The following is an 18391-nucleotide window of genomic DNA, read 5'->3' on the forward strand; positions in this document are numbered from 1 at the left end:
CGTCGCCCGAGCCTGTCGGTTCCCGTGTCAATGGGAACCGCCCCCGGCCGATTAAACCCTCAGCCCTTGCGCTTCTGGACTTCCTCGGTGAGCTGCGGCGCCACCTTGAACAGGTCGCCCACGACACCGAAGTCGGCGATCTCGAAGATCGGCGCCTCCGCGTCCTTGTTGACCGCGATGATCGTCTTCGAGGTCTGCATGCCGGCCCGGTGCTGGATGGCGCCGGAGATGCCCAGCGCGATGTAGAGCTGCGGGGACACCGTCTTGCCGGTCTGGCCGACCTGGAACTGGTGCGGGTAGTAGCCGGAGTCGACGGCCGCGCGGGACGCGCCGACCGCGCCGCCCAGGGCGTCGGCCAGGGCCTCGACCACGGCGAAGTTCTCCGCGCTGGCCACACCGCGGCCGCCGGAGACGACGACCGAGGCCTCGGTCAGCTCGGGGCGGTCGCCGCCGGCCAGGGGCTCACGGCTGGTGATGGTGACCACGGCGTTGCCGGCCGGCACCGCCACGGTCTCCTCGACCGCCGCGCCCTCGGCGTTCTCGGCCTCCACCGCGCCCGGACGCACCGAGATCACCGGCACGCCCTTGGCCGCCTTGGCCTTGACGTTGTACGCGCCACCGAAGATCGACTGGCCGACGCTGGCGTCGGCGTTGACCTCGGTGACGTCCACGAGCACGCCGGAGCCGATGCGGATGGCCAGCCGGCCGGCGATCTCCTTGCCGGTGGCCGAGGCGGCGACCAGCACGGCCGCCGGGGAGGCCGAGCCGACCAGCGCGGCCAGCACGTCCACCTCGGGGGTGACCAGCTGGGTGGCCGCGTCCTCGGACTCGGCCACGTAGACCTTGGCGGCGCCGTGCGCGGCCAGGGCGTCCTTCAGCTTCGCCGCGGTGCCCGGGGCGCCGACGACGACCGCGCTGGCCTCGCCGATGCGGCGGGCGGCGGTGAGCAGCTCGTGGGTGACCTTCTTGACCTCGCCGTCGACGTGATCGACGAGGACCAGGACCTCTGCCATGTCTGTTTCCTCCTCGTCAGTTCGTCAGATCAGCTTCTGGCCGACGAGGTACTCGGCGACCTTCGTGCCGCCGTCGCCCTCGTCCTCGACGCGCTGGCCGGCCGAGCGCGGCGGCTTCGGCGCCGACTCCAGCACGGAGGTCCAGGAGCCGGCGATGCCCAGCTCGGCCGCGTCCACGCCCAGGTCGGCCACGGTCAGCGTGCTGACCGGCTTCTTCTTGGCCGCCATGATGCCCTTGAACGAGGGGTAGCGCGGCTCGTTGATCTTCTCGTTGACGCTGATCACCGCGGGCAGGCTCGCCTGGAGGTGCTGCACGCCCTCGTCGGTCTCGCGCTCGACCTTGACGGTCGTGCCGTCGACCTCGACCTTGCGGGCGTGGGTGAGGGCGGGCAGGCCCAGCAGCTCGGCGACCATCGCCGGCACCGCGCCGACGCGGCCGTCGGTGGCCTCGTTGCCGGCCAGCACCAGGTCGACGCCCTCGATCGTGCCGACCGCCTTGGCCAGCACCTTGGCCGTGCCGATCGCGTCGGTGCCGTGCAGGGCCTCGTCGCTGACGTGGACGGCCTTGTCGGCGCCCATGGACAGCGCCTTGCGGATGGCGTCGGTGGCGCGGTCGGGACCCACGCTGACCACCGTGACCTCGCCGCCGTGCGCGGACTGGAGTTGCAGCGCTTCCTCGACGGCGCGCTCGTTGATCTCGTCGAGCACCGCGTCGGCCGACTCGCGGTCCAGGGTGTGGTCGGAGTCGGCGAGCTTGCGCTCGGAGTAGGTGTCAGGCACCTGCTTGACCAGGACGACGATGTTCATCGGTCTCCTTCGACCTCCTGAGCGCTGGGGTGTTCAACCACCAGAATGTTACCGACGGGTAGCACAGGTGCAAACGCGGGCAAGCACTCCGGTGGCGTGAGAGTTCTCACGCGCATCCTCGCACTACGCGCGCGTGAGTGGGCACCGGCGTTACGACCGAACGGTCGTCACCCGTATGCAGGCATGCGGCAGCCCAAGTAGCCTGCTGGCCCATGAGGCGTCGAGTAGCCGTCGTGACCGACTCCAGCGCCTGTCTGCCGCCGCAACTGGCTGCTACATCGGGAGTGGCCGTTGTTCAGTTACAGCTCCAGGTGGGAGATCGGTTCGACGAGGAGGCGTGGGTCGCGCCAGAGGATCTGATCAAGGCCATGCAGGCCGGGAGCGCGGTGTCCACCTCGCCTCCGGATCCGGGCGCGTTCTTCTGGACCTACCAGGACGCCGCCGCCCAGGGCGTGGACGCCGTGGTGTCGCTGCACATCTCCGAGAAGATGTCGCAGACCTGCGAGGTGGCCAGACAGGCTGCCGCCCAGGCCAGCGTGCCCGTGCACGTCGTCGACAGCTCGTGCATCAGCATGAGCCTCGGCTACGCCGCCCTGGCCGCCGCCCAGGCCGCCGGCGCCGGCTGGGACGTGCGGCAGGTGATCGCCGCGGCACAACGGCGCTACACGACCGGCACCGAGCTGATCTACGTCGACACCCTGGAGTACCTGCGCAAGGGCGGGCGGATCGGGGCCGCGCAGGCGCTGCTGGGCACCTTCCTGTCGATGAAACCCCTGCTGACCATAAAAAACGGCCAGGTGGCGCCCTCCGGCCGCGCGATGGGCACCGACCGCGCGATCAAGAAGCTCGTCGACGCCGCCGTCAAGCGGGCCGGCAACGACCAGGTCGACGTGGCCGTGCAGCACTACGGTCCCGACGACCGCGCCGGCGCCCTGCTCGACACCCTCAAGAAGCGCATCCCCCGCGCCCGCACCTTCGTGCTCACCCAGGCCAGCTCCGCCGTCTTCGCCCACCTCGGCCCCGGCGCCCTCGGCGTCACCGTCTCCCCGGTCTGACCCACCCCCGCGAGTCGCGCCCACGGACATGCCGAATGTCGAGTTCCGACACCCCGATCTGCCACATGCGCTTCCTCATGGGCGCCACTAGGAAGCGCATGTGACAGATGGCGGGGTCAGGTGGCCACCCAGTACCGCCGGATGCCGTCACCCCGGAACTCCAGCACGCCCCCGTTGGCCTCGATCACCCGCCGCGAGGGCTCGTTGTCCTCGTCGCACGTGATCAACACCTGCGCCAGGCCCAGCTCCTGGGCCTTGGGCAGCACCGCCGCCAGCATCGCCGTGGCGTGCCCCCGCCGCCGGGCCGTCGGCCGCACGTCGTAACCGATGTGCCCGCCCTTCACCCGCAGCCGCTCGGTCAGCTCGTGCCGCAGGGCGATCCGGCCCAGGTAAGTCGTGCCCTCGCACCACCACCAGGTCGTACAGGGCACGCGCAGCGCCGTCGCCGACACCGTCCGCAGGCCGGTGACGAACTCCGCGAACCCCTCCGCCGTCTCCCACCGACCGTCGCGGATCTCGTCCCCCACCATCGACCGGTCATGCTCCTGCCCACGTCCCTCGCCCTGGAACTCCCGCATCGCCTCGACGAACGAGGCCCGCAGCTCGACTCCCGGCAGCGTCAGACGTGGCATGCGCCCCAGTGCAGCAGGACGATGACCCCCATGCATCCGAATAACGCCGAGGCGATCGTCGGCTGTCGGCCCAACCTGCTGGTCGACAGCATCGCCGCCAGCCTGCGGTTCTACGTCCAGGCCCTGGGCTTCCACGTCGGCTGGCGCTGGTCCGACGCCGAGGGCCGCTTCCTGGCCGAGGACGAGCCCGACCAGCCCGGCACCGCGATCGTGGGCCAGGACGCCGTGCAGATCATCCTGACCCAGAAGCCCGGGGAGCACACCACCTGGCTGCACCTCGACGTGCACACCGCCGACCAGGTCGACGAGCTGTTCCAGGAGTGGACCGACCGTGGCGTCCGCGTGGCCGAGCCGCCCGTGGTGCGGCCGTGGGGCAACTACGAGATGCGCCTGCACGACCCCGACGGCAACACGCTCCGGGTCAGCGCCCCGGCTACCGGCAGGTAGGGTTCGCGGGGTGACAGCCGAGCCGCTGCCCCTGACCGGGGAACGAACCGTCCCGGGAGTACCGGAGGAAAATTATTGGTTCCGCCGGCACGAGGCGGCGTATCTGGCGCTGGCCCGGCACTGCGCGGGGGCGACGGTGCTGGAGGCGGGGTGCGGCGAGGGATACGGCGCGGACCTGCTGGCGGGGGTGGCGCGAGAGGTGATCGCGCTGGACTACGACCGGTTGACAGCCGAGCACGTGCGCCGGGCCTACCCCAGGGTGCACACGGTGCGGGGCAACCTGGCGACGCTGCCGCTGGCCGACGCGACGGTGGACGTGGTGGCGAACCTCCAGGTGATCGAGCACCTGTGGGACCAGCACGGCTTTCTGGTCGAGTGCCGGCGGGTGCTGCGGCCGGGCGGGCGGCTGCTGGTGACGACGCCGAACCGGATCACGTTCTCGCCGGGACGGGACACGCCGCTCAATCCGTTCCACACCAGGGAACTGTCACCGTCCGAATTGGACGAACTGCTGCGCGGGGCCGGGTTCGAGGTGGAGGCCCTGCACGGACTGCGGCACGGGCCGGGCATCGACGCGACGATCATCGAGCGGCAGGTCGAGGTGGTGCTGGGCGACGGGGGCTGGCCGGATGACCTGCTGGACGAGGTGAAAGCGGTGACGGCGGAGGACTTCGTGATCACCGCGGACGACGTGGACGGCAGCCTGGACCTGGTCGCGGTGGCGGTGAAGCGGTGACCGACGAGGGGACCTTCTGCCTGGTCGTGCACAGCCACCTGCCCTGGCTGGCCCACCACGGATCCTGGCCGGTGGGCGAGGAATGGCTCCACCAGGCCTGGGCGCACTCCTACCTGCCGGTGGTCGACCTGCTGGAACGCTATGCGGCGCAAGGAAAGCACGATGTGCTGACGCTCGGCGTCACGCCGGTGCTGGCGGCGCAGCTGGACGATCCCTACTGCCTGCGGGCCTTCCACGACTGGCTGGGCAACTGGCAGCTGCGCGCGAATTTCGCGGCGACCCGGTGGACCGACCCACTGCTCAAGGACCTCGCGGCGGCCGAGCACCGGGCCTCGGCCAAGGCGTTGGGGGACTTCGAGACCAAGTGGCGGCACGGGTTCTCGCCGGTGCTGCGCCGGCTGGTCGACTCCGGCGTGATCGAACTGCTCGGCGGCCCGGCCACGCATCCCTTCCAGCCGCTGCTGGACGAGCGGATCCGCCGGTTCGCGCTGACCACCGGGCTGGCCGACACCGAGCTCCGCATCGGCACGCGCCCGCAGGGCATCTGGGCCCCCGAATGCGGCTATTCCCCTGGCATGGAACAGGGTTACGCCGCCGCGGGCGTGCAACGGTTCCTTGTGGACGGTCCGGCCCTGCACGGCGACACGGGCGCGGCGCACCCGGTCGGCGACAGCGACGTGGTCTGCTTCGGACGGGATCTCGAGGTGACCTACCGGGTCTGGTCGCCGAAGGCCGGCTACCCCGGCGACCCCGTCTACCGCGATTTCCACACCTACGACCACCCGTCCGGCCTGAAACCGTCCCGGGTGACCGGAAAGAACGTGCCGCCGGAGCAGAAACGGCCGTACGACCCGGAACTGGCGGCCGTCGCCGTGCGCAAGCACGCCGCCGACTTCGTGGACACGGTGGTGCGCCGGCTGCGTTCGCTGCCGAAGCCGGGGCTTGTGGTCGCGGCCTACGACACGGAACTTTTCGGACATTGGTGGCACGAGGGGCCGGCGTGGCTGGACGCCGTGCTGACGGCCTTACCGGAGGCCGGGGTGCGGGTGACCACGCTGCGCGGCGCGTTGGAGGCCGGGCATCTGGGCGCGCCGGTGCAGCTGCCGGCGTCGTCCTGGGGTTCGGGCAAGGACTGGCGGGTCTGGGACGGCGAGCAGGTGCAGGACATGGTCGCCGACAACGCCCGACTCCAGCGGACGCTGCTGGAGACGCTGCGGCCCAGCGACGTCCGCGACCCGGCCGCCGACCAGATGCTGCGCGAGGCGCTGCTGGCGCTGTCCAGCGACTGGGCGTTCATGGTGACCAAGGATTCGGCCGCCGACTACGCCCGGCGCCGCGCGTCAACCCATGCCGACCGGTTTTCCCATCTGGCGGAACTGATCCGCCTCGACGCGCGGGAAAAAGCGCGCGATGTGGCCGCTGAGCTGGCCGGTGTCGACGGGCTGTTCGGAAGTCTAGACGCACGGGGGTGTTGACGACCCAGCGTCGACACTAGTTTGACGCCGCGTGTCCACCAGAGCTCTGCTGATCGCCGCCCTCGTGGCGGCCACCGTGCCCACGACGGCGACCGCGGCCGCCGTCACGCCGATGATCCCGTTGCAGCACACCGCGGTCCAGCCCGCGCCGCTGCCGACCGACCAGTGCCTGGCCCAGCTGAAGAGGCACTGCTACTCGCCGCAGCAGATCCAGGCCGCCTACGACGTGAACCCCTTGTACGCCAGGGGAATCACCGGCAAGGGCCGCACGATCGTGATCGTCGACTCGTTCGGCTCGCCGACCATCCAGCACGACCTGGAGGTGTTCGACAAGCAGTTCGGCCTGCCCGACACCCAGGTCGAGGTGCTCAAGTGGGGCGAGGTGCCGCCTTTCGACCCGACCGACCCCGACCAGTCCGGCTGGGCCGGCGAGAGCACGCTCGACGTCGAGGCCGCGCACGCCGTCGCCCCCGGCGCGAAGATCGTCCTGGTCGAGACGGCCGTGGCCGAGACCGAGGGCCCGGTCGGCGTGCCGGAGATGATGAGCGCCATCAACCACCTGGTCAACGCGGGCGAGGGCGACGTCGTCTCGATGAGCTGGGGCACCGGCGAGCGGCACTTCCCCGGCTACGAGGTCGGCGACTACACCTCCTTGACCTCGCAGCGCTACGCCTTCCAGAACGCCGCCAAGCACGGCGTCACGCTGGCCGCCAGCTCCGGTGACGGCGGCGGCGCACCGGCCGGCATCGGCGGCTTCTGGCCCTCGTCCGATCCGCTGGTCACGGCGATCGGCGGCACCCACCTCGACCTGGACAACACCGGCAAGCGCGTCAACCCGGACAGCGCGTGGACCGGCAGCGGCGGCTACGTCTCGCAGGTGTTCGACCGTCCCGCGTACCAGAACGGCGTGAAGTCGGTGGTCGGCGCCAAGCGCGGCACCCCTGACATCAGCCTGGACGCCGACCCCGACGGCGGCCTGTGGATCTACTCCAGCTACGACCCGAAGGCGCCCGGCTGGTGGCTCGGCGGCGGCACCAGCCAGTCCTCGCCGCTGTTCGCCGGCGTGGTAGCCCTGGCCGACCAGGCCGTCGGGCACCGGCTCGGGCAGATCGACAACCAGATCTACCGGCCGCACGCCCAGGGCATCGTGGACGTGACCGCCGGTCAGACCGGGGCCAACGGCTATCCCGCCGTTCCCGGCTACGACCACGCGACCGGCGTCGGCACCCTCGACGCGGCCCGCTTCGTCGCCGGCCTGCGCTAGAACCCGTTCTAACGAGGAGTTTCGGGACCTCCGGGGCTACCGCCGAGTAGCCCCGGGGCCGGACATGGCAGGATCCCCTGGTCATGCGGATCCTGATGCTGTCCTGGGAGTACCCGCCGGTCGTGGTCGGCGGGCTGGGCCGGCATGTCCACGCGCTGGCCCGCAAGCTCGGCGAGCAGGGCCACGACGTGGTGGTGCTGTGCCGGCAGCCCACAGGCAGCGACGCCGCCACCAACCCGACCTCGGACTTCGCCTCCGACGGGGTGCGGGTGATCAGGATCGCCGAGGACCCGCCGCACCTGGTGTTCGAGCGTGACCTGGTGGCGTGGACCCTGGCCATGGGCCACGGCATGATCCGCGAGGGGCTGCGGCTGCTGCGCACGTGGCAGCCCGAGGTCGTGCACGCCCACGACTGGCTCGTCACCCATCCCGCCGTGGCGCTGAGCGAGGCCGCCGGGGCGCCCCTGGTGGCCACCATTCACGCCACCGAGGCCGGTCGGCACAGCGGCTGGCTGTCGCAGCCGCTCAACCAGCAGGTGCATTCCGTGGAGTGGTGGCTGGCCAACCGGGCCGACAGCCTGATCACCTGCTCGGCCGCCATGCGGGCCGAGGTCACGCACCTGTTCGACGTCGACCCGGACACGATCACCGTGCTGCACAACGGGATCGAGCCTCGTCGCTGGCGCGTGCGGCCCGCCGACGTCGTCGCCGCCCGGGAGCGGCACGGGTCGCCGAACGCGCCGCTGCTGCTGTTCTTCGGCCGGCTGGAGTGGGAGAAGGGCGTCCAGGACCTCATCGCCGGCCTCGCCCGCATCCGCCGCAGCCACCCCGGCGCCCGGCTCGTCGTCGCCGGCACCGGCAGCCATGCCCAGTGGCTCGCCGACCAGGCCCGCAAGCACCGGGTGCTGCGGGCCGTTGAGTTCGCCGGGCACCTCTCCGACCGCGAGCTGGCCGCCGTGCTCGCCGCCGCCGACGCTGTCGTGCTGCCCAGCCGCTACGAGCCCTTCGGCATCGTCGCCCTCGAAGCCGCCGCCGCCGGCACTCCCCTCGTCGCCTCCACCGCCGGCGGCCTCGGCGAGGTCGTCATCGACGGCAAGACGGGTTCTTCCTTCGCCCCCGCCGACGTCGACGGCCTCACCGCCGCCGTCCGGGGCGTGCTCAACGACCCCGACGCCGCCCAGCGCCGCGCCCGCGCCGCCAAGGCCCGCCTCGGCACCGACTTCGACTGGGGCCGCATCGCCGCGGGCACCGCCGCCGTCTACACCGCCGCCCGCATCCGCGACCACGGCGTCCTCGGCCGCCCCAAGATCGCCACCGGCAACGCCTTCCAGTAGCCCCCGTGCCGATCCGGCCCGTGCGGGGGGGATCGAGCGAGGTGGAGAGCGGCCAAGAGCGGGAATCAAGCCCGGCGATCATGGGCGGGCGACATGAGCAGCCCCCGAATCAAGCCTGGTCGGCGACACTGGCAATGCCGGAAAACCCAAGCCCTACTTGGGAAACCGCGGACTGCCAGCTTCGCGTGGTTGGATTGACTCGGGGGCTGCTCAGCACTCGGAGCCACCCACAACCCCGACTGCCAGGTTGATCTGCTTGCCTGGGTTCGGGGCCTGCGCAGCACCGGGGGAGCTACTCGCCGAGGGCCTGTTTGAGGGCCTCGTCGGCTTTGCGGGCCATGTCGGCGACGGCGGCGCGGCGGTCGGCGTCGGCGGCGTAGTCGGCGCGGCGGTCGCGGACGACGCGGGCGGGGGTGCCGACGGCGATGGCGTAGTCGGGGATGTCGCCGCGGGCGACGGCATGAGCGCCGAGCACGCAGCCGCGGCCGATGCGGGTGCCGCGCAGGACGGTGGTCTTGACGCCGAGCCAGCAGTCGGGGCCGATGCGCACGGGCGTCTTGACGATGCCCTGGTCCTTGATCGGCATGGTGATGTCGGCCACGACGTGATCGAAGTCGCACACGTAGACCCAGTCGGCGACGAGGGTGGCGGCGCCGATCTCGACGTCGAGGTAGCAGTTGACGGTGTTGTCCTTGCCGAACACGACCTTGTCGCCGATGCGCAGCGAACCCTCGTGGCAGCGAATGGAGTTGCCGTCGCCGATGTGGACCCAGCGGCCGACCTCGAGCCGGCCGTAGCCGGGCCGGCAGTGCAGCTCGACGTTGCGGCCCAGGAACACCATGCCCCGCAGCACGACATGCGGATTGGCCAGCCGGAACTTGAAGAGCCGCCAGTACCGAACCAGGTACCAAGGCGTGTACGCACGGTGACGCAGCATCCAGCGCAACGAGGCCATGGTGAGGAAGCGCGCCTGCTCGGGGTCACGGCGACGGGCGCGACGCCGTGACGCTAGGGAAGCTCCCCACATGCTCGTCATAGGCTGCACCCTATGACGCCGCTGATCATCGACACCGACCCAGGCATCGACGACGCCTTCGCGATCGCGCTGACGGCCGCGAGCCCCGAGGTGGAGCTGCTCGCGGTGACGACCACGTTCGGCAACGTGGGCCTGGAGCACACGACCCGGAACGCCCTGCGGCTGCTGGAGCTGTGCGGACGCCCGGATGTGCCGGTGGCGGCCGGGGCGGACCGCCCGCTGGTGCACGCGACGCCGCACCGGGCCGTCGAGGTGCACGGCGGAGACGGCCTGTCGGGGGCGGCGGACACGCTCCCGAAGGCGTCCAAAGAGGTCGACGGCCGGCACGCGGTGACCCTGATGGCGGATCTGCTGCGCGAGGCTTCGGAGCCGGTGACGATCGCGCCGATCGGCCCGATGACCAACGTGGCGCTGCTGCTGGCGCTGCACCCGGAACTGAAGCCGAAGATCGGCCGCATCGTGGCGATGGGCGGCGGCGCCAAGGGCGGCAACATCACGGCGGCGGCCGAGTTCAACATCTGGAGCGACCCCGAGGCGGCGCATCGCGTGCTGGCCGAGGAGGACGTGCCGACCGTGCTGGTGCCGCTCGACCTGACGCACCGCTGCTTCGTCGACGCCAAGGGGATGGACCGCCTGGCCACCGGCGGCCCGGTGGCCCGCGCGCTGAACGCCCTCACGCCGTCCTACCGGGCCACCTACCGGCGCGTTCTGGGCACCGACGGCATGGTGCTGCACGACGCCATCGCCCTGGCCGAGGTCATCCGCCCCGGCATCCTCCGCACGACCGCCTGCCCGGTCGAGGTCGACACCTCGCACGGCCCCGGCCGCGGGGCGACGATCGTCGACCAGCGCCTGGGCCTGCCGTCGCAGCGTCGGCTGGTGGACGTGGCCCTCGACGCCGACGTCGACGAGCTCGGGGAGTTCGTGCTCAGCCGCGTGTTGGGCTGAGGGCCAGGTCCAGCGCGGCCTCGCAGTGCAGCGTGGTGGTCGGGAACACCGGCACGTCCAGGCGTTCCTGGCCGACGCTGAGCTCCAGCTCCGTGCAGCCGAGCACGATGCCCTCGGCGTCGAGGCCCCGGGCGATGCCGAGCAGCTCCTCGCCCCCCATTTTCGCCTCATGTGGCCCACATTCGACTTCTGAAGTCGAATGTGGGCCACATGAGGCTCAAGAGCCGGGGGGTGCTACTGGGCGTTGGCGCCGGCGACCATGGGCTTGATCTGGAGCGGCGTCTGGTTGGGCACGTGGCCCGAGCAGCCCTGCACGTCGCCGCTCAGCGGCACGAAGAGGGCGGCGGTGTTGTTCGGCGGGTAGACCCGCAGGCCCCGCACGCTCACCGGCTTGCACTGCGCGGGGTCGTACACGCCGACGTTGGCGATGCTCAGCGCGGCCGAGGCGGCCTGGCCGGGCTGGAGCGTGATGGTGGGCGCGCTGGCCGGCTCGCGGGTGGCCGGGTCGCCGACCTGGTGCCCGTCGTCACCGGCCACAAAGGACACACCGGGGTAGGCGGCGATGGTGCACGGCTTGGCGCCGGCGTTGGTGAACACGATGGGCAGGAACTCGTGCCCGGCGCCCGCGTTGCCGTCGCCGACGGTGACCTTCAGGTTGTTGCTGATGCACTGGCCGTTGGCCGCGCTAGCGCCGCCCGAGCCGTCCCCGCCGGCGCCGGACGCGGTGTTGGTGCCCGTGTCCTGGCTGCTCGTAGCCGGCGCCGAGCTCGCGGTGCTGGTGGCCGGGGCCGAGGATGTGGTCGAGGTGTCGGACGAGGCATTGGTGGAGCTCGGGCTGCCGCAGGCCGCGGTGAGCAGGCCCACCGCCATCACGCCCGCGACCGCCCCGATGCCGAAAGACCTGGTCATGGACTTCGCCTCCAGTCGTACTCAGCGTTTCGAGTACCCGATCAGAGGACGTGTGACACCTCAGCTGGTTGCCTGCGCCCGGCAGAGCACGGCCGTCGGGGTGTGACCGATCCTCGTGAGCACGACGGTCGCCTCGGCGTCGCCGGCCAGCTTCAATCGGGGACGCAGCGTGTTGGGGTCGACGCTAAGCCCCCGGACGAGGATCTCCAGTCGCCCGATCCGGTGGCGTCGCAACACCGCGCGCAGCGCCTTCTCACTGTAGTGGCCGTGTTCCAGCACCTGGAAGGCCCGAATGCCCGGCGGCGGTGTGTCGCCCGTCAAGTAGGCGATGTGCGGGTCCAGTTGAGCCAAACCGTGTCGGGCCGCGTAGTGGCGGACGAGACCGGCTCGCACCACGGCTCCGTCCGGATCGACGATCCAGGCGCCGACGGGGGCGACCGGGCAGTCGTCGTGCTCGTCGGAGGTGATCGTCCACTCGGGACCATTCGTGCGCAGAACCGTTGCCCGCCTTGCCACTCCGGCCAGCGAGCCGGTCCACAGGCAGGCCTCGCGCACCTGGCCGTCCAGCGAGACCAGCTCGATCTCGCCGGCCAAGGGCGCGGCGTCGAAGTCCATGCCGGGCGAGCACTTCACGGCCAGGTCCCGGCCGCGGTAGGCGTCGACGAGGTCGTCCAGCGGCGGCACCAGGTCGGCGGCCCGCCACTTCCGCTGCCCCGAGGTGTCCCGCCGCGCCGGGTCGGCGACCACGACCGTGTCCGCAGTGGACGGTCGCAGGGCGTCGGCCCGAACCAGCAGCGGGTCGACACCGGCGGCGGATGCGTTGTGGCGGGCCATCTTCAGCCGGATCACGTCCACATCGGACCCGACGCAGCGGTTGGCCGCACGCGCGACGACGGTCAGGTCGGCGCCGATCGAGCAGGTCACGTCGTGCACGTCGCGACCGCGCAGCCGCCGGGCGCGATGCTCGGCCACCAGCGACGGCGTCGCCTGCTGCAAGGCGGCGTCGGTGAACAGCCATTCGTCCGAACTGGACAGTTTGGCCACGGCCTTTCGGCGCAGCACGGCCGTTTCCAGCACGGCCGCGGCGAAGTCCGGCACGATCTTGCGGGCCGCGGCCACGTCGGCCAGGCGTGAGGCGGCGGTCAGCGGCAGCGCGCCGACCTCGGCCAGCGCGGCCCGACCCGCCGCCGACGTCAGGAAGGCGACGTCGGCGGCGGAGAACTCATACCCCACCCGGCTTGGTCCCGGTCACCAGCACGTTGTAGAACAGCTCCCGCGGCATCACCTTGGACAGCAGGTTCTCGTCCAGCCAGGACAGCCGCTGCCAGGTCTTGTAGGCGAACATCGCCCAGCCCCAGCCCAGCTTCTCGCGCGGCACCGCCGCCTCGAAGGTGCGCACCGGCCAGCCGAACAGGGCCGCCGACAGCTCCTCGGTGACCGCCTTGACGTTGCGGGCGCCGGCCGCGCGGGCGGTCCGCTCCAGCTCGGCCGGGTCGAAGGTGTGGATGTCGACCACGGCCTCCAGCGCGGCCGCGCGCGAGGACTCGTCCAGCTCCTCCTGCGAACGCCGCCACGAGTTGAGCGGGCCCAGCCTGGTCAGGTTGGTGGTCAGCCACCAGGTGGCCTGGCCCAGCTTGCGGGCGTAGAAGTCGCCGATCTTGGTCGGCTCGCCGGCGAACACGAAGCGGCCGCCCGGCTTGAGCACCCGCAGCACCTCGGTCATCGCCGCCTGCACGTCCGGGATGTGGTGCAGCACCGCGTGCCCCACCACCAGGTCGAACGTGTTGTCCTCGTACGGGATGCGCTCGGCGTCGGCGACCCGGCCGTCCACGTCCAGGCCCAGGCTCTCGGCGTTGCGCAGCGCCACCTGCACCATGCCCGGCGACAGGTCGGTCACCGAGCCCTTCTGGGCCACCCCGCCCTGCATCAGGTTCAGCAGGAAGAACCCGGTGCCGCTGCCCAGCTCCAGGGCCCGGCCGTAGGGCCAGCCGCGGTCGCCGGCCACCATCCGGAACCGGTCGGTGGCGTAGTCGATGCAGCGCTGGTCGTAGGAGATCGACCACTTCTCGTCGTAGGTGCCGGCCTCCCAGTCGTGGTAGAGCACGTTGGCCAGCTTGGGGTCGTCCCAGGCGGCCTGCACCTGCGCGGCCGTGGCGTGCGGGTTGGGGGCAGGGTCCTGCACGTCACTTGCCACTGAACTTCGCCTTCCCGGGGCCGTTCTCGATGAATGACTGCATGCCGGCCGCCTGGTCCTGGGTCGCGAACAGGGCCGCGAACAGGTGGCTCTCCAGCTTCAGGCCGCTGGCCAGGTCGCCGTCCAGGCCGCCGTCGATGGCCGCCTTGGCCGCCGCCAGCGCCCGGGCCGGGCCCTCGGCGAACTGCGAGGCCCAGCGCTTGGCCGCCTCGAACACGTCGTCGGGGGCGACGACCTCGTCCACCATGCCGATGGCCAGCGCCTCGTCGGCGGCCACGAACCGGCCGGTGTAGATCAGGTCCTTGGCCTTGCTCGGACCGACCAGCCGGGCCAGCCGCTGGGTGCCGCCCATGCCCGGGATGATGCCGAGCAGGATCTCCGGCTGGCCCACCTTGGCGTTGTCGCCGGCGATCCGGCGGTCGCAGCACAGGGCCAGCTCGAAGCCGCCGCCCAGGGCGTAGCCGGTGATCGCGGCCACCGTCGGCTTCGGGATCTCGGCCACCGCGCCGATGGCCGAGGACAGCTGCTGGGCCCGTTCGGCCATCTCGACGTAGGACAGCGTGGCCATCTCCTTGATGTCCGCGCCGGCCGCGAACACCTTCTGCCCGCCGTAGACGATCACCGCGCGCACGTCCTCACGCTGCGACGCCTCGGCCGCTGCGGCCCGGATCTCGGCCTGGACCTGCATGTTCAGCGCGTTCATCGGCGGCCGCTCCAGGCGGATGACCCCGATCCCGCCGTCCACCTCTAGCCGGACGAACTCAGCCATCAGTCCTCCTCAGACATCCTGCCCCGCAGGCTACCGCCCAGTAGCACCCCAGTTGGCGCAGGGAACGGGGCTCAGCCGCCGGTGCGGCGGCGGGCGAAGAAGCGGGAGCCGGCCCGGTCCAGCTCCAGGTCCTGGCCGAAGGCGGCGGACAGGTTGGGCGCGGTGATCACGTCGTCGATCAGGCCCTGGGCCACGACGCCGCCCTCGCGCAGCAGCAGCGCGTGGGTGAATCCCGGCGGGATCTCCTCCACGTGGTGGGTGACCAGCACCATCGCCGGCGCGTCCGGGTCCATCGCGAACTCGGACAGCCGGGCCACCAGGTCCTCGCGGCCGCCCAGGTCCAGGCCGGCCGCCGGCTCGTCCAGCAGCAGCATCTCGGGGTCGGTCATCAGGGCCCGGGAGATCAGGGTGCGCTTACGCTCGCCCTCGGACAGCGTGCCGAACATGCGGTCGGCCAGGTGCTTGATGCCCAGCGCGGCCAGCAGCTCCTCGGCCCGGCCGGTGTCCATGGTGTCGTACTGCTCACGCCAGCGGCCGATCACGCCGTAACCGGCGCTGACCACGACGTCGACCACCTTCTCCTCCGGCGGCACCCGGCCCGCCAGCGCGGCCGAGCAGACGCCGATGCGGGTGCGCAGCTCGAACACGTCGGTGCGCCCCAGCTTCTCGCCGAGCACGTGCACCGTGCCCGTGGTCGGGTGCATCTCGGCGCCGGCCAGCCGCAGCAGGGTGGTCTTGCCGGCCCCGTTCGGGCCGAGCACCACCCACCGCTCGTCCAGCTCGACCCGCCAGTCGATGCCGCGCACCAGGGTGGTCCTGCCGCGCCGCACGCTGACCTTCTCCATCGCCACGACGAGATCGACATCCGCACTGATCGGCTCGGTCACCGGTCCATTGTTCACAACCCACCCGTCGTGGCCTGGCACCGGGGCACCCGGTCGGGGAAGATCGCGATGTGGTTGCCAACCCTGCGCCGGACCCGATGATGCTGGCCGGACGCCCCTTCCCCCTCGGGTCGCACCCCGAGGCCGGTGGGGTGCGCTTCGCCGTCGCCTCCTCCACGGCCGAGGCGGTGGAGGTCTGCTTACTCGACAACGGCCAGGAAAAGCGCGTTGAGCTCACCGAACGCACCTTCGGCGTGTGGCACGGCGTCGTGCACGGGGTGCTGCCCGGGCAGCAGTACGGCTACCGCGTGCACGGCCCGTACGACCCGGCACGTGGCCTTCGCCACAATCCGGCCAAGCTGCTGGTCGACCCCTATGCGAAACGCATCACCGGCGCCCTGACCAACCTGGAGGCGGCGCTCGGCTACGTCGACAACGCCATGACCGGGCCGGCCTCCACCGTCGACTCGCTGGGCAGCGTGCCGCTGTCGGTCGTCACCTCGATGGGCGGGCCGGCCACCGGCGTCAAGCCCGAGGTGCCGTTCGAGGAGTCGGTGTTCTACGAGCTGCACGTGCGCGGCTACACCAAGCGGCATCCCGACGTGCCCGAGCACCTGCGGGGCACCTACCTGGGGCTGGCCCATCCGTCCGTGGTCGAGCATCTGGTGCGACTGGGCGTCACCGCCGTCGAGCTGATGCCCGTGCACACATTTGTGGACGAGCCGTCGCTGATGACCGCCGGCCGCCACAACTACTGGGGCTACTCGCCGCTCGGGTTCTTCGCCCCTTATGCCGGATATGCCAGCGAGCCCGGGCGGGAGGTCGAGGAGTTCCGCACCATGGTGGCGTCGCTGCACGCCGCCGGCATCGAGGTCATCGTCGACGTGGTGTTCAACCACACCTGCGAGTCCGGTTTCGAGGGGCCGACGCTGAGCTTCCGCGGGCTGGACGCCCCGGCGTACTACGCGCACGGGGACAACGGGCGGGGGCTGGACATCACCGGCTGCGGCAACACCCTGGACGCCGGCTCGCCGACCGTCGTGCGGCTGGTCACCGACTCGCTGCGCTACTGGGCCGGGGAGCTGGGCGTGGACGGCTTCCGCTTCGACCTCGCCTCCGTGCTGGGACGGCCAGGGGCCGGTCCGTTCGATCCCAACGCCGCGCTGCTCACCGCCATCGCGTGCGATCCCCTGCTGGCCAGCTGCAAGCTCATCGCCGAGCCGTGGGACGCCACCGGCGACGGCTACCGGGTCGGGGCGTTCGGCGTGCAGTGGGCCGAGTGGAACGGCCGCTACCGCGACACCGTCCGTGACTTCTGGCGCGGCGCCGTGGGCGTGCGGGACCTGGCCTACCGCCTGACCGGCTCCAGCGACCTCTACTCCGACGACGGCCGCCGGCCGTGGGCGTCGATCAACTTCATCACCGCGCACGACGGCTTCACCCTGCGCGACATGGTGTCGTACAACGACAAGCACAACGAGGCCAACGGCGAGGACAACCGCGACGGCACCAACGACAACCGCTCGTGGAACTGCGGGGCCGAGGGCGAGACCTCCGATCCCGCCGTGCTGGAGCTGCGGGCCCGGCAGGCCCGCAACCTCATGTCCAGCCTGCTGCTGTCCATGGGCACGCCCATGATCACCGCCGGCGACGAGATGTGGCGGACCCAGGACGGCAACAACAACGCGTACAACCAGGACAACGAGATGTCCTGGGTGGACTGGTCCTTCGACGACGCCGCGTCCTCCCTGCTCGAGTTCACCGAACGCCTCGTCGCCATCCGCGCCGCCTCCCCCGCCCTGCGGCAGCCCCAGTTCTTCGACGGCCGCATCACCCCCAGCGGCGAGCCCGACCTCGTCTGGCTGCGCCCCGACGGCGCCGAGATGGCCGAGACCGACTGGTTCGACGACGACCGCCGCACCCTCGGCGTCTGGATCGACGGCGCCAACTGCCTGTCCCGCACCAAATCCGGCGAGCTCGTCTCCGACCACTCCTGGCTCATCGTCCTGCACGCCGGCGGCGACCCGTGCTCCTTCACCCTCCCCCCGGCCGAGTTCGGCCCCCAGTTCGAGCCCATGCTGGACAGCGGCACCCCCGACGGCACCCCCGTCGACCAGACGCCGCTGGCCTCCGGCGCCTCGATCCAACTCCCGGGCCGCACCACCCTCCTGCTCCGCGTCCCCCGCTCCGGCGGGTAGGCCGCCTTGCCACGTGAGTGGCTCACTTGCTTTCGGCACCAAGCGAGCCACTCACGTGGGTTCGGCGCACAGCGCCTCGGCCTCGGTGAGCCGTTTCCGGTGCCAGCGATCGGACGTGATCCGTCCCCCGTCGTCCGTCAGCGGGTAGATCGGCCCGTCCGAGGCCCGGTCGTCCGTCCAGACGTGGCCGGCGTTCGGGCCGTTGACCACGAGCAGGTCGTAGTAGCCACAACCGTGATGCGCCGACGCGATCGTCCCGTGCGTGTCGGTCTCGTACCGCTGTTCGGCCGCCTTGAACAGTTCGGCGTGCCGCTGCCGGGCTTGCTCGTACGCCGCCTCGGTCAGGAATCCCGATACTCGGCCGGCAGCGTCGCCCCGACTCGCCGTTCCCAGTCGAGCAACTGCTGCCGGGTCAGCGGCGCGGCCAGCACAAAGCCGTGGCCGTCCGCCCCGAACACCTTCTCCGGGCCGCCCCGGCCGGCCAGGGCCTCGACCCGCTCCCGCACCCCTGCCCAGTTCCCGTTCACCGGCCACTCCCCACGGATCTCACCCGACGTCACGATTCCGCCCGCCCCAGCAGGGCCGGGACAGGCGGCACACCACAGACGAGGCGACGGGAAGAATCCGGCGCTGCTCACGGTGAAATCCTGAACGGCATGACACTTGTCGTGGGAGCCTGGGCGGCGTGTC

20 protein-coding genes are annotated in these 18391 nt (G+C 71.5%); 8 read left to right on the plus strand and 12 right to left on the minus strand.

Features of this window, described 5'->3' with window-relative positions; all coding sequences use genetic code 11:
- Positions 1-59: 59 nt before the first annotated feature.
- Positions 60-1013, minus strand: coding sequence for an electron transfer flavoprotein subunit alpha/FixB family protein (locus tag ACIG5F_RS31120; RefSeq protein ID WP_396523464.1), 954 nt, complete (start codon positions 1011-1013; stop codon positions 60-62).
- Between the two features lie 24 nt (positions 1014-1037).
- On the minus strand, positions 1038-1820 hold the full coding sequence (locus ACIG5F_RS31125) for an electron transfer flavoprotein subunit beta/FixA family protein (RefSeq protein WP_396523465.1): 783 nt from the start codon (positions 1818-1820) through the stop codon (positions 1038-1040).
- 212 nt (positions 1821-2032) lie between these two features.
- Between ACIG5F_RS31125 and ACIG5F_RS31130 the strand changes: the two genes are divergently transcribed.
- A complete protein-coding gene (locus ACIG5F_RS31130; RefSeq protein WP_396523466.1) occupies positions 2033-2875 on the plus strand; it encodes a DegV family protein in 843 nt (280 codons plus the stop codon).
- A 116-nt stretch (positions 2876-2991) separates the two neighbouring features.
- Here the strand turns inward: ACIG5F_RS31130 and ACIG5F_RS31135 are convergent, their stop codons facing one another.
- Entirely contained in the window at positions 2992-3507 is a 516-nt protein-coding gene (locus ACIG5F_RS31135; RefSeq protein WP_396523467.1) for a GNAT family N-acetyltransferase, read from the minus strand.
- Between the two features lie 30 nt (positions 3508-3537).
- Here ACIG5F_RS31135 and ACIG5F_RS31140 point away from each other — a divergent pair, with 30 nt between their 5' ends.
- The 5 genes from ACIG5F_RS31140 to ACIG5F_RS31160 all read left to right on the plus strand — a co-directional run bounded on the left by ACIG5F_RS31140 (position 3538) and on the right by ACIG5F_RS31160 (position 8763).
- Positions 3538-3954 (plus strand): VOC family protein, encoded by a 417-nt coding sequence (locus tag ACIG5F_RS31140; protein WP_396523468.1) that lies wholly within the window; start codon positions 3538-3540, stop codon positions 3952-3954.
- A gap of 10 nt (positions 3955-3964) precedes the next feature.
- Positions 3965-4690 (plus strand): class I SAM-dependent methyltransferase, encoded by a 726-nt coding sequence (locus ACIG5F_RS31145; protein ID WP_396523469.1) that lies wholly within the window; start codon positions 3965-3967, stop codon positions 4688-4690.
- Complete coding sequence (locus ACIG5F_RS31150) at positions 4687-6165, plus strand: 1,4-alpha-glucan branching protein domain-containing protein (RefSeq protein WP_396523470.1); 1479 nt, start codon at positions 4687-4689, stop codon at positions 6163-6165. The genes ACIG5F_RS31145 and ACIG5F_RS31150 overlap by 4 nt, the downstream gene beginning before the upstream one ends.
- Positions 6166-6196: 31 nt before the next feature.
- Positions 6197-7429, plus strand: a complete 1233-nt coding sequence (locus ACIG5F_RS31155) for a S8 family serine peptidase (RefSeq protein ID WP_396523471.1) — start codon at positions 6197-6199, stop codon at positions 7427-7429.
- Between the two features lie 83 nt (positions 7430-7512).
- Complete coding sequence (locus ACIG5F_RS31160) at positions 7513-8763, plus strand: glycosyltransferase family 4 protein (RefSeq protein WP_396523472.1); 1251 nt, start codon at positions 7513-7515, stop codon at positions 8761-8763.
- Positions 8764-9055: 292 nt separating this feature from the next.
- Here the strand turns inward: ACIG5F_RS31160 and ACIG5F_RS31165 are convergent, their stop codons facing one another.
- Complete coding sequence (locus ACIG5F_RS31165) at positions 9056-9799, minus strand: acyltransferase (RefSeq protein ID WP_396523473.1); 744 nt, start codon at positions 9797-9799, stop codon at positions 9056-9058.
- A 12-nt stretch (positions 9800-9811) separates the two neighbouring features.
- Between ACIG5F_RS31165 and ACIG5F_RS31170 the strand changes: the two genes are divergently transcribed.
- Positions 9812-10747, plus strand: a complete 936-nt coding sequence (locus ACIG5F_RS31170; protein ID WP_396523474.1) for a nucleoside hydrolase — start codon at positions 9812-9814, stop codon at positions 10745-10747.
- Here ACIG5F_RS31170 and ACIG5F_RS31175 read toward each other — a convergent pair.
- From ACIG5F_RS31175 to ACIG5F_RS31200, 6 genes are all read right to left on the minus strand, one after another.
- Positions 10728-10907, minus strand: coding sequence for a hypothetical protein (locus tag ACIG5F_RS31175; RefSeq protein WP_396523475.1), 180 nt, complete (start codon positions 10905-10907; stop codon positions 10728-10730). The genes ACIG5F_RS31170 and ACIG5F_RS31175 overlap by 20 nt on opposite strands.
- 74 nt (positions 10908-10981) lie before the next feature.
- The gene (locus tag ACIG5F_RS31180; protein WP_396523476.1) at positions 10982-11656 is read right to left on the minus strand and encodes a DUF4232 domain-containing protein; all 675 of its coding nucleotides are present in this window, start codon (positions 11654-11656) and stop codon (positions 10982-10984) included.
- A 60-nt stretch (positions 11657-11716) separates the two neighbouring features.
- Complete coding sequence (locus tag ACIG5F_RS31185; RefSeq protein ID WP_396523477.1) at positions 11717-12889, minus strand: class I SAM-dependent methyltransferase; 1173 nt, start codon at positions 12887-12889, stop codon at positions 11717-11719.
- The gene (locus ACIG5F_RS31190) at positions 12879-13838 is read right to left on the minus strand and encodes a class I SAM-dependent methyltransferase (protein WP_396523478.1); all 960 of its coding nucleotides are present in this window, start codon (positions 13836-13838) and stop codon (positions 12879-12881) included. Before ACIG5F_RS31190 ends, ACIG5F_RS31185 begins: the two co-directional genes overlap by 11 nt.
- A 1-nt stretch (position 13839) precedes the next feature.
- A complete protein-coding gene (locus ACIG5F_RS31195; RefSeq protein WP_396523479.1) occupies positions 13840-14619 on the minus strand; it encodes an enoyl-CoA hydratase/isomerase family protein in 780 nt (259 codons plus the stop codon).
- 71 nt (positions 14620-14690) lie between these two features.
- Positions 14691-15464 carry an ABC transporter ATP-binding protein gene (locus ACIG5F_RS31200; RefSeq protein WP_396523549.1) on the minus strand — a complete coding sequence of 258 codons (774 nt, stop codon included), beginning with the start codon at positions 15462-15464 and terminating at the stop codon, positions 14691-14693.
- A gap of 110 nt (positions 15465-15574) precedes the next feature.
- Between ACIG5F_RS31200 and glgX the strand changes: the two genes are divergently transcribed.
- The gene (gene glgX, locus ACIG5F_RS31205) at positions 15575-17701 is read left to right on the plus strand and encodes a glycogen debranching protein GlgX (protein ID WP_396523480.1); all 2127 of its coding nucleotides are present in this window, start codon (positions 15575-15577) and stop codon (positions 17699-17701) included.
- A gap of 51 nt (positions 17702-17752) precedes the next feature.
- Here the strand turns inward: glgX and ACIG5F_RS31210 are convergent, their stop codons facing one another.
- Both ACIG5F_RS31210 and ACIG5F_RS31215 read right to left on the minus strand, forming a co-directional pair.
- On the minus strand, positions 17753-17911 hold the full coding sequence (locus ACIG5F_RS31210; RefSeq protein WP_396523481.1) for a hypothetical protein: 159 nt from the start codon (positions 17909-17911) through the stop codon (positions 17753-17755).
- Between the two features lie 131 nt (positions 17912-18042).
- Entirely contained in the window at positions 18043-18228 is a 186-nt protein-coding gene (locus ACIG5F_RS31215) for a hypothetical protein (RefSeq protein ID WP_396523482.1), read from the minus strand.
- Between the last annotated feature and the right edge of the window lie 163 nt (positions 18229-18391).

The organism is Kutzneria sp. NPDC052558 (assembly GCF_044547355.1).
Taxonomy (GTDB): domain Bacteria; phylum Actinomycetota; class Actinomycetes; order Mycobacteriales; family Pseudonocardiaceae; genus Kutzneria.

Bases quoted from the DNA above. Each gene is read 5' to 3' on its own strand.
- ACIG5F_RS31120 (WP_396523464.1), bottom strand. From the start codon at position 1,013: ATGGCAGAGGTCCTGGTCCTCGTCGATCACGTCGACGGCGAGGTCAAG.
- ACIG5F_RS31125 (WP_396523465.1), bottom strand. From the start codon at position 1,820: ATGAACATCGTCGTCCTGGTCAAGCAGGTGCCTGACACCTACTCCGAG.
- ACIG5F_RS31130 (WP_396523466.1), top strand. From the start codon at position 2,033: ATGAGGCGTCGAGTAGCCGTCGTGACCGACTCCAGCGCCTGTCTGCCG.
- ACIG5F_RS31135 (WP_396523467.1), bottom strand. From the start codon at position 3,507: ATGCCACGTCTGACGCTGCCGGGAGTCGAGCTGCGGGCCTCGTTCGTC.
- ACIG5F_RS31140 (WP_396523468.1), top strand. From the start codon at position 3,538: ATGCATCCGAATAACGCCGAGGCGATCGTCGGCTGTCGGCCCAACCTG.
- ACIG5F_RS31160 (WP_396523472.1), top strand. From the start codon at position 7,513: ATGCGGATCCTGATGCTGTCCTGGGAGTACCCGCCGGTCGTGGTCGGC.
- ACIG5F_RS31165 (WP_396523473.1), bottom strand. From the start codon at position 9,799: ATGACGAGCATGTGGGGAGCTTCCCTAGCGTCACGGCGTCGCGCCCGT.
- ACIG5F_RS31170 (WP_396523474.1), top strand. From the start codon at position 9,812: ATGACGCCGCTGATCATCGACACCGACCCAGGCATCGACGACGCCTTC.
- ACIG5F_RS31175 (WP_396523475.1), bottom strand. From the start codon at position 10,907: ATGGGGGGCGAGGAGCTGCTCGGCATCGCCCGGGGCCTCGACGCCGAG.
- ACIG5F_RS31180 (WP_396523476.1), bottom strand. From the start codon at position 11,656: ATGACCAGGTCTTTCGGCATCGGGGCGGTCGCGGGCGTGATGGCGGTG.
- ACIG5F_RS31195 (WP_396523479.1), bottom strand. From the start codon at position 14,619: ATGGCTGAGTTCGTCCGGCTAGAGGTGGACGGCGGGATCGGGGTCATC.
- ACIG5F_RS31200 (WP_396523549.1), bottom strand. From the start codon at position 15,464: ATGGAGAAGGTCAGCGTGCGGCGCGGCAGGACCACCCTGGTGCGCGGC.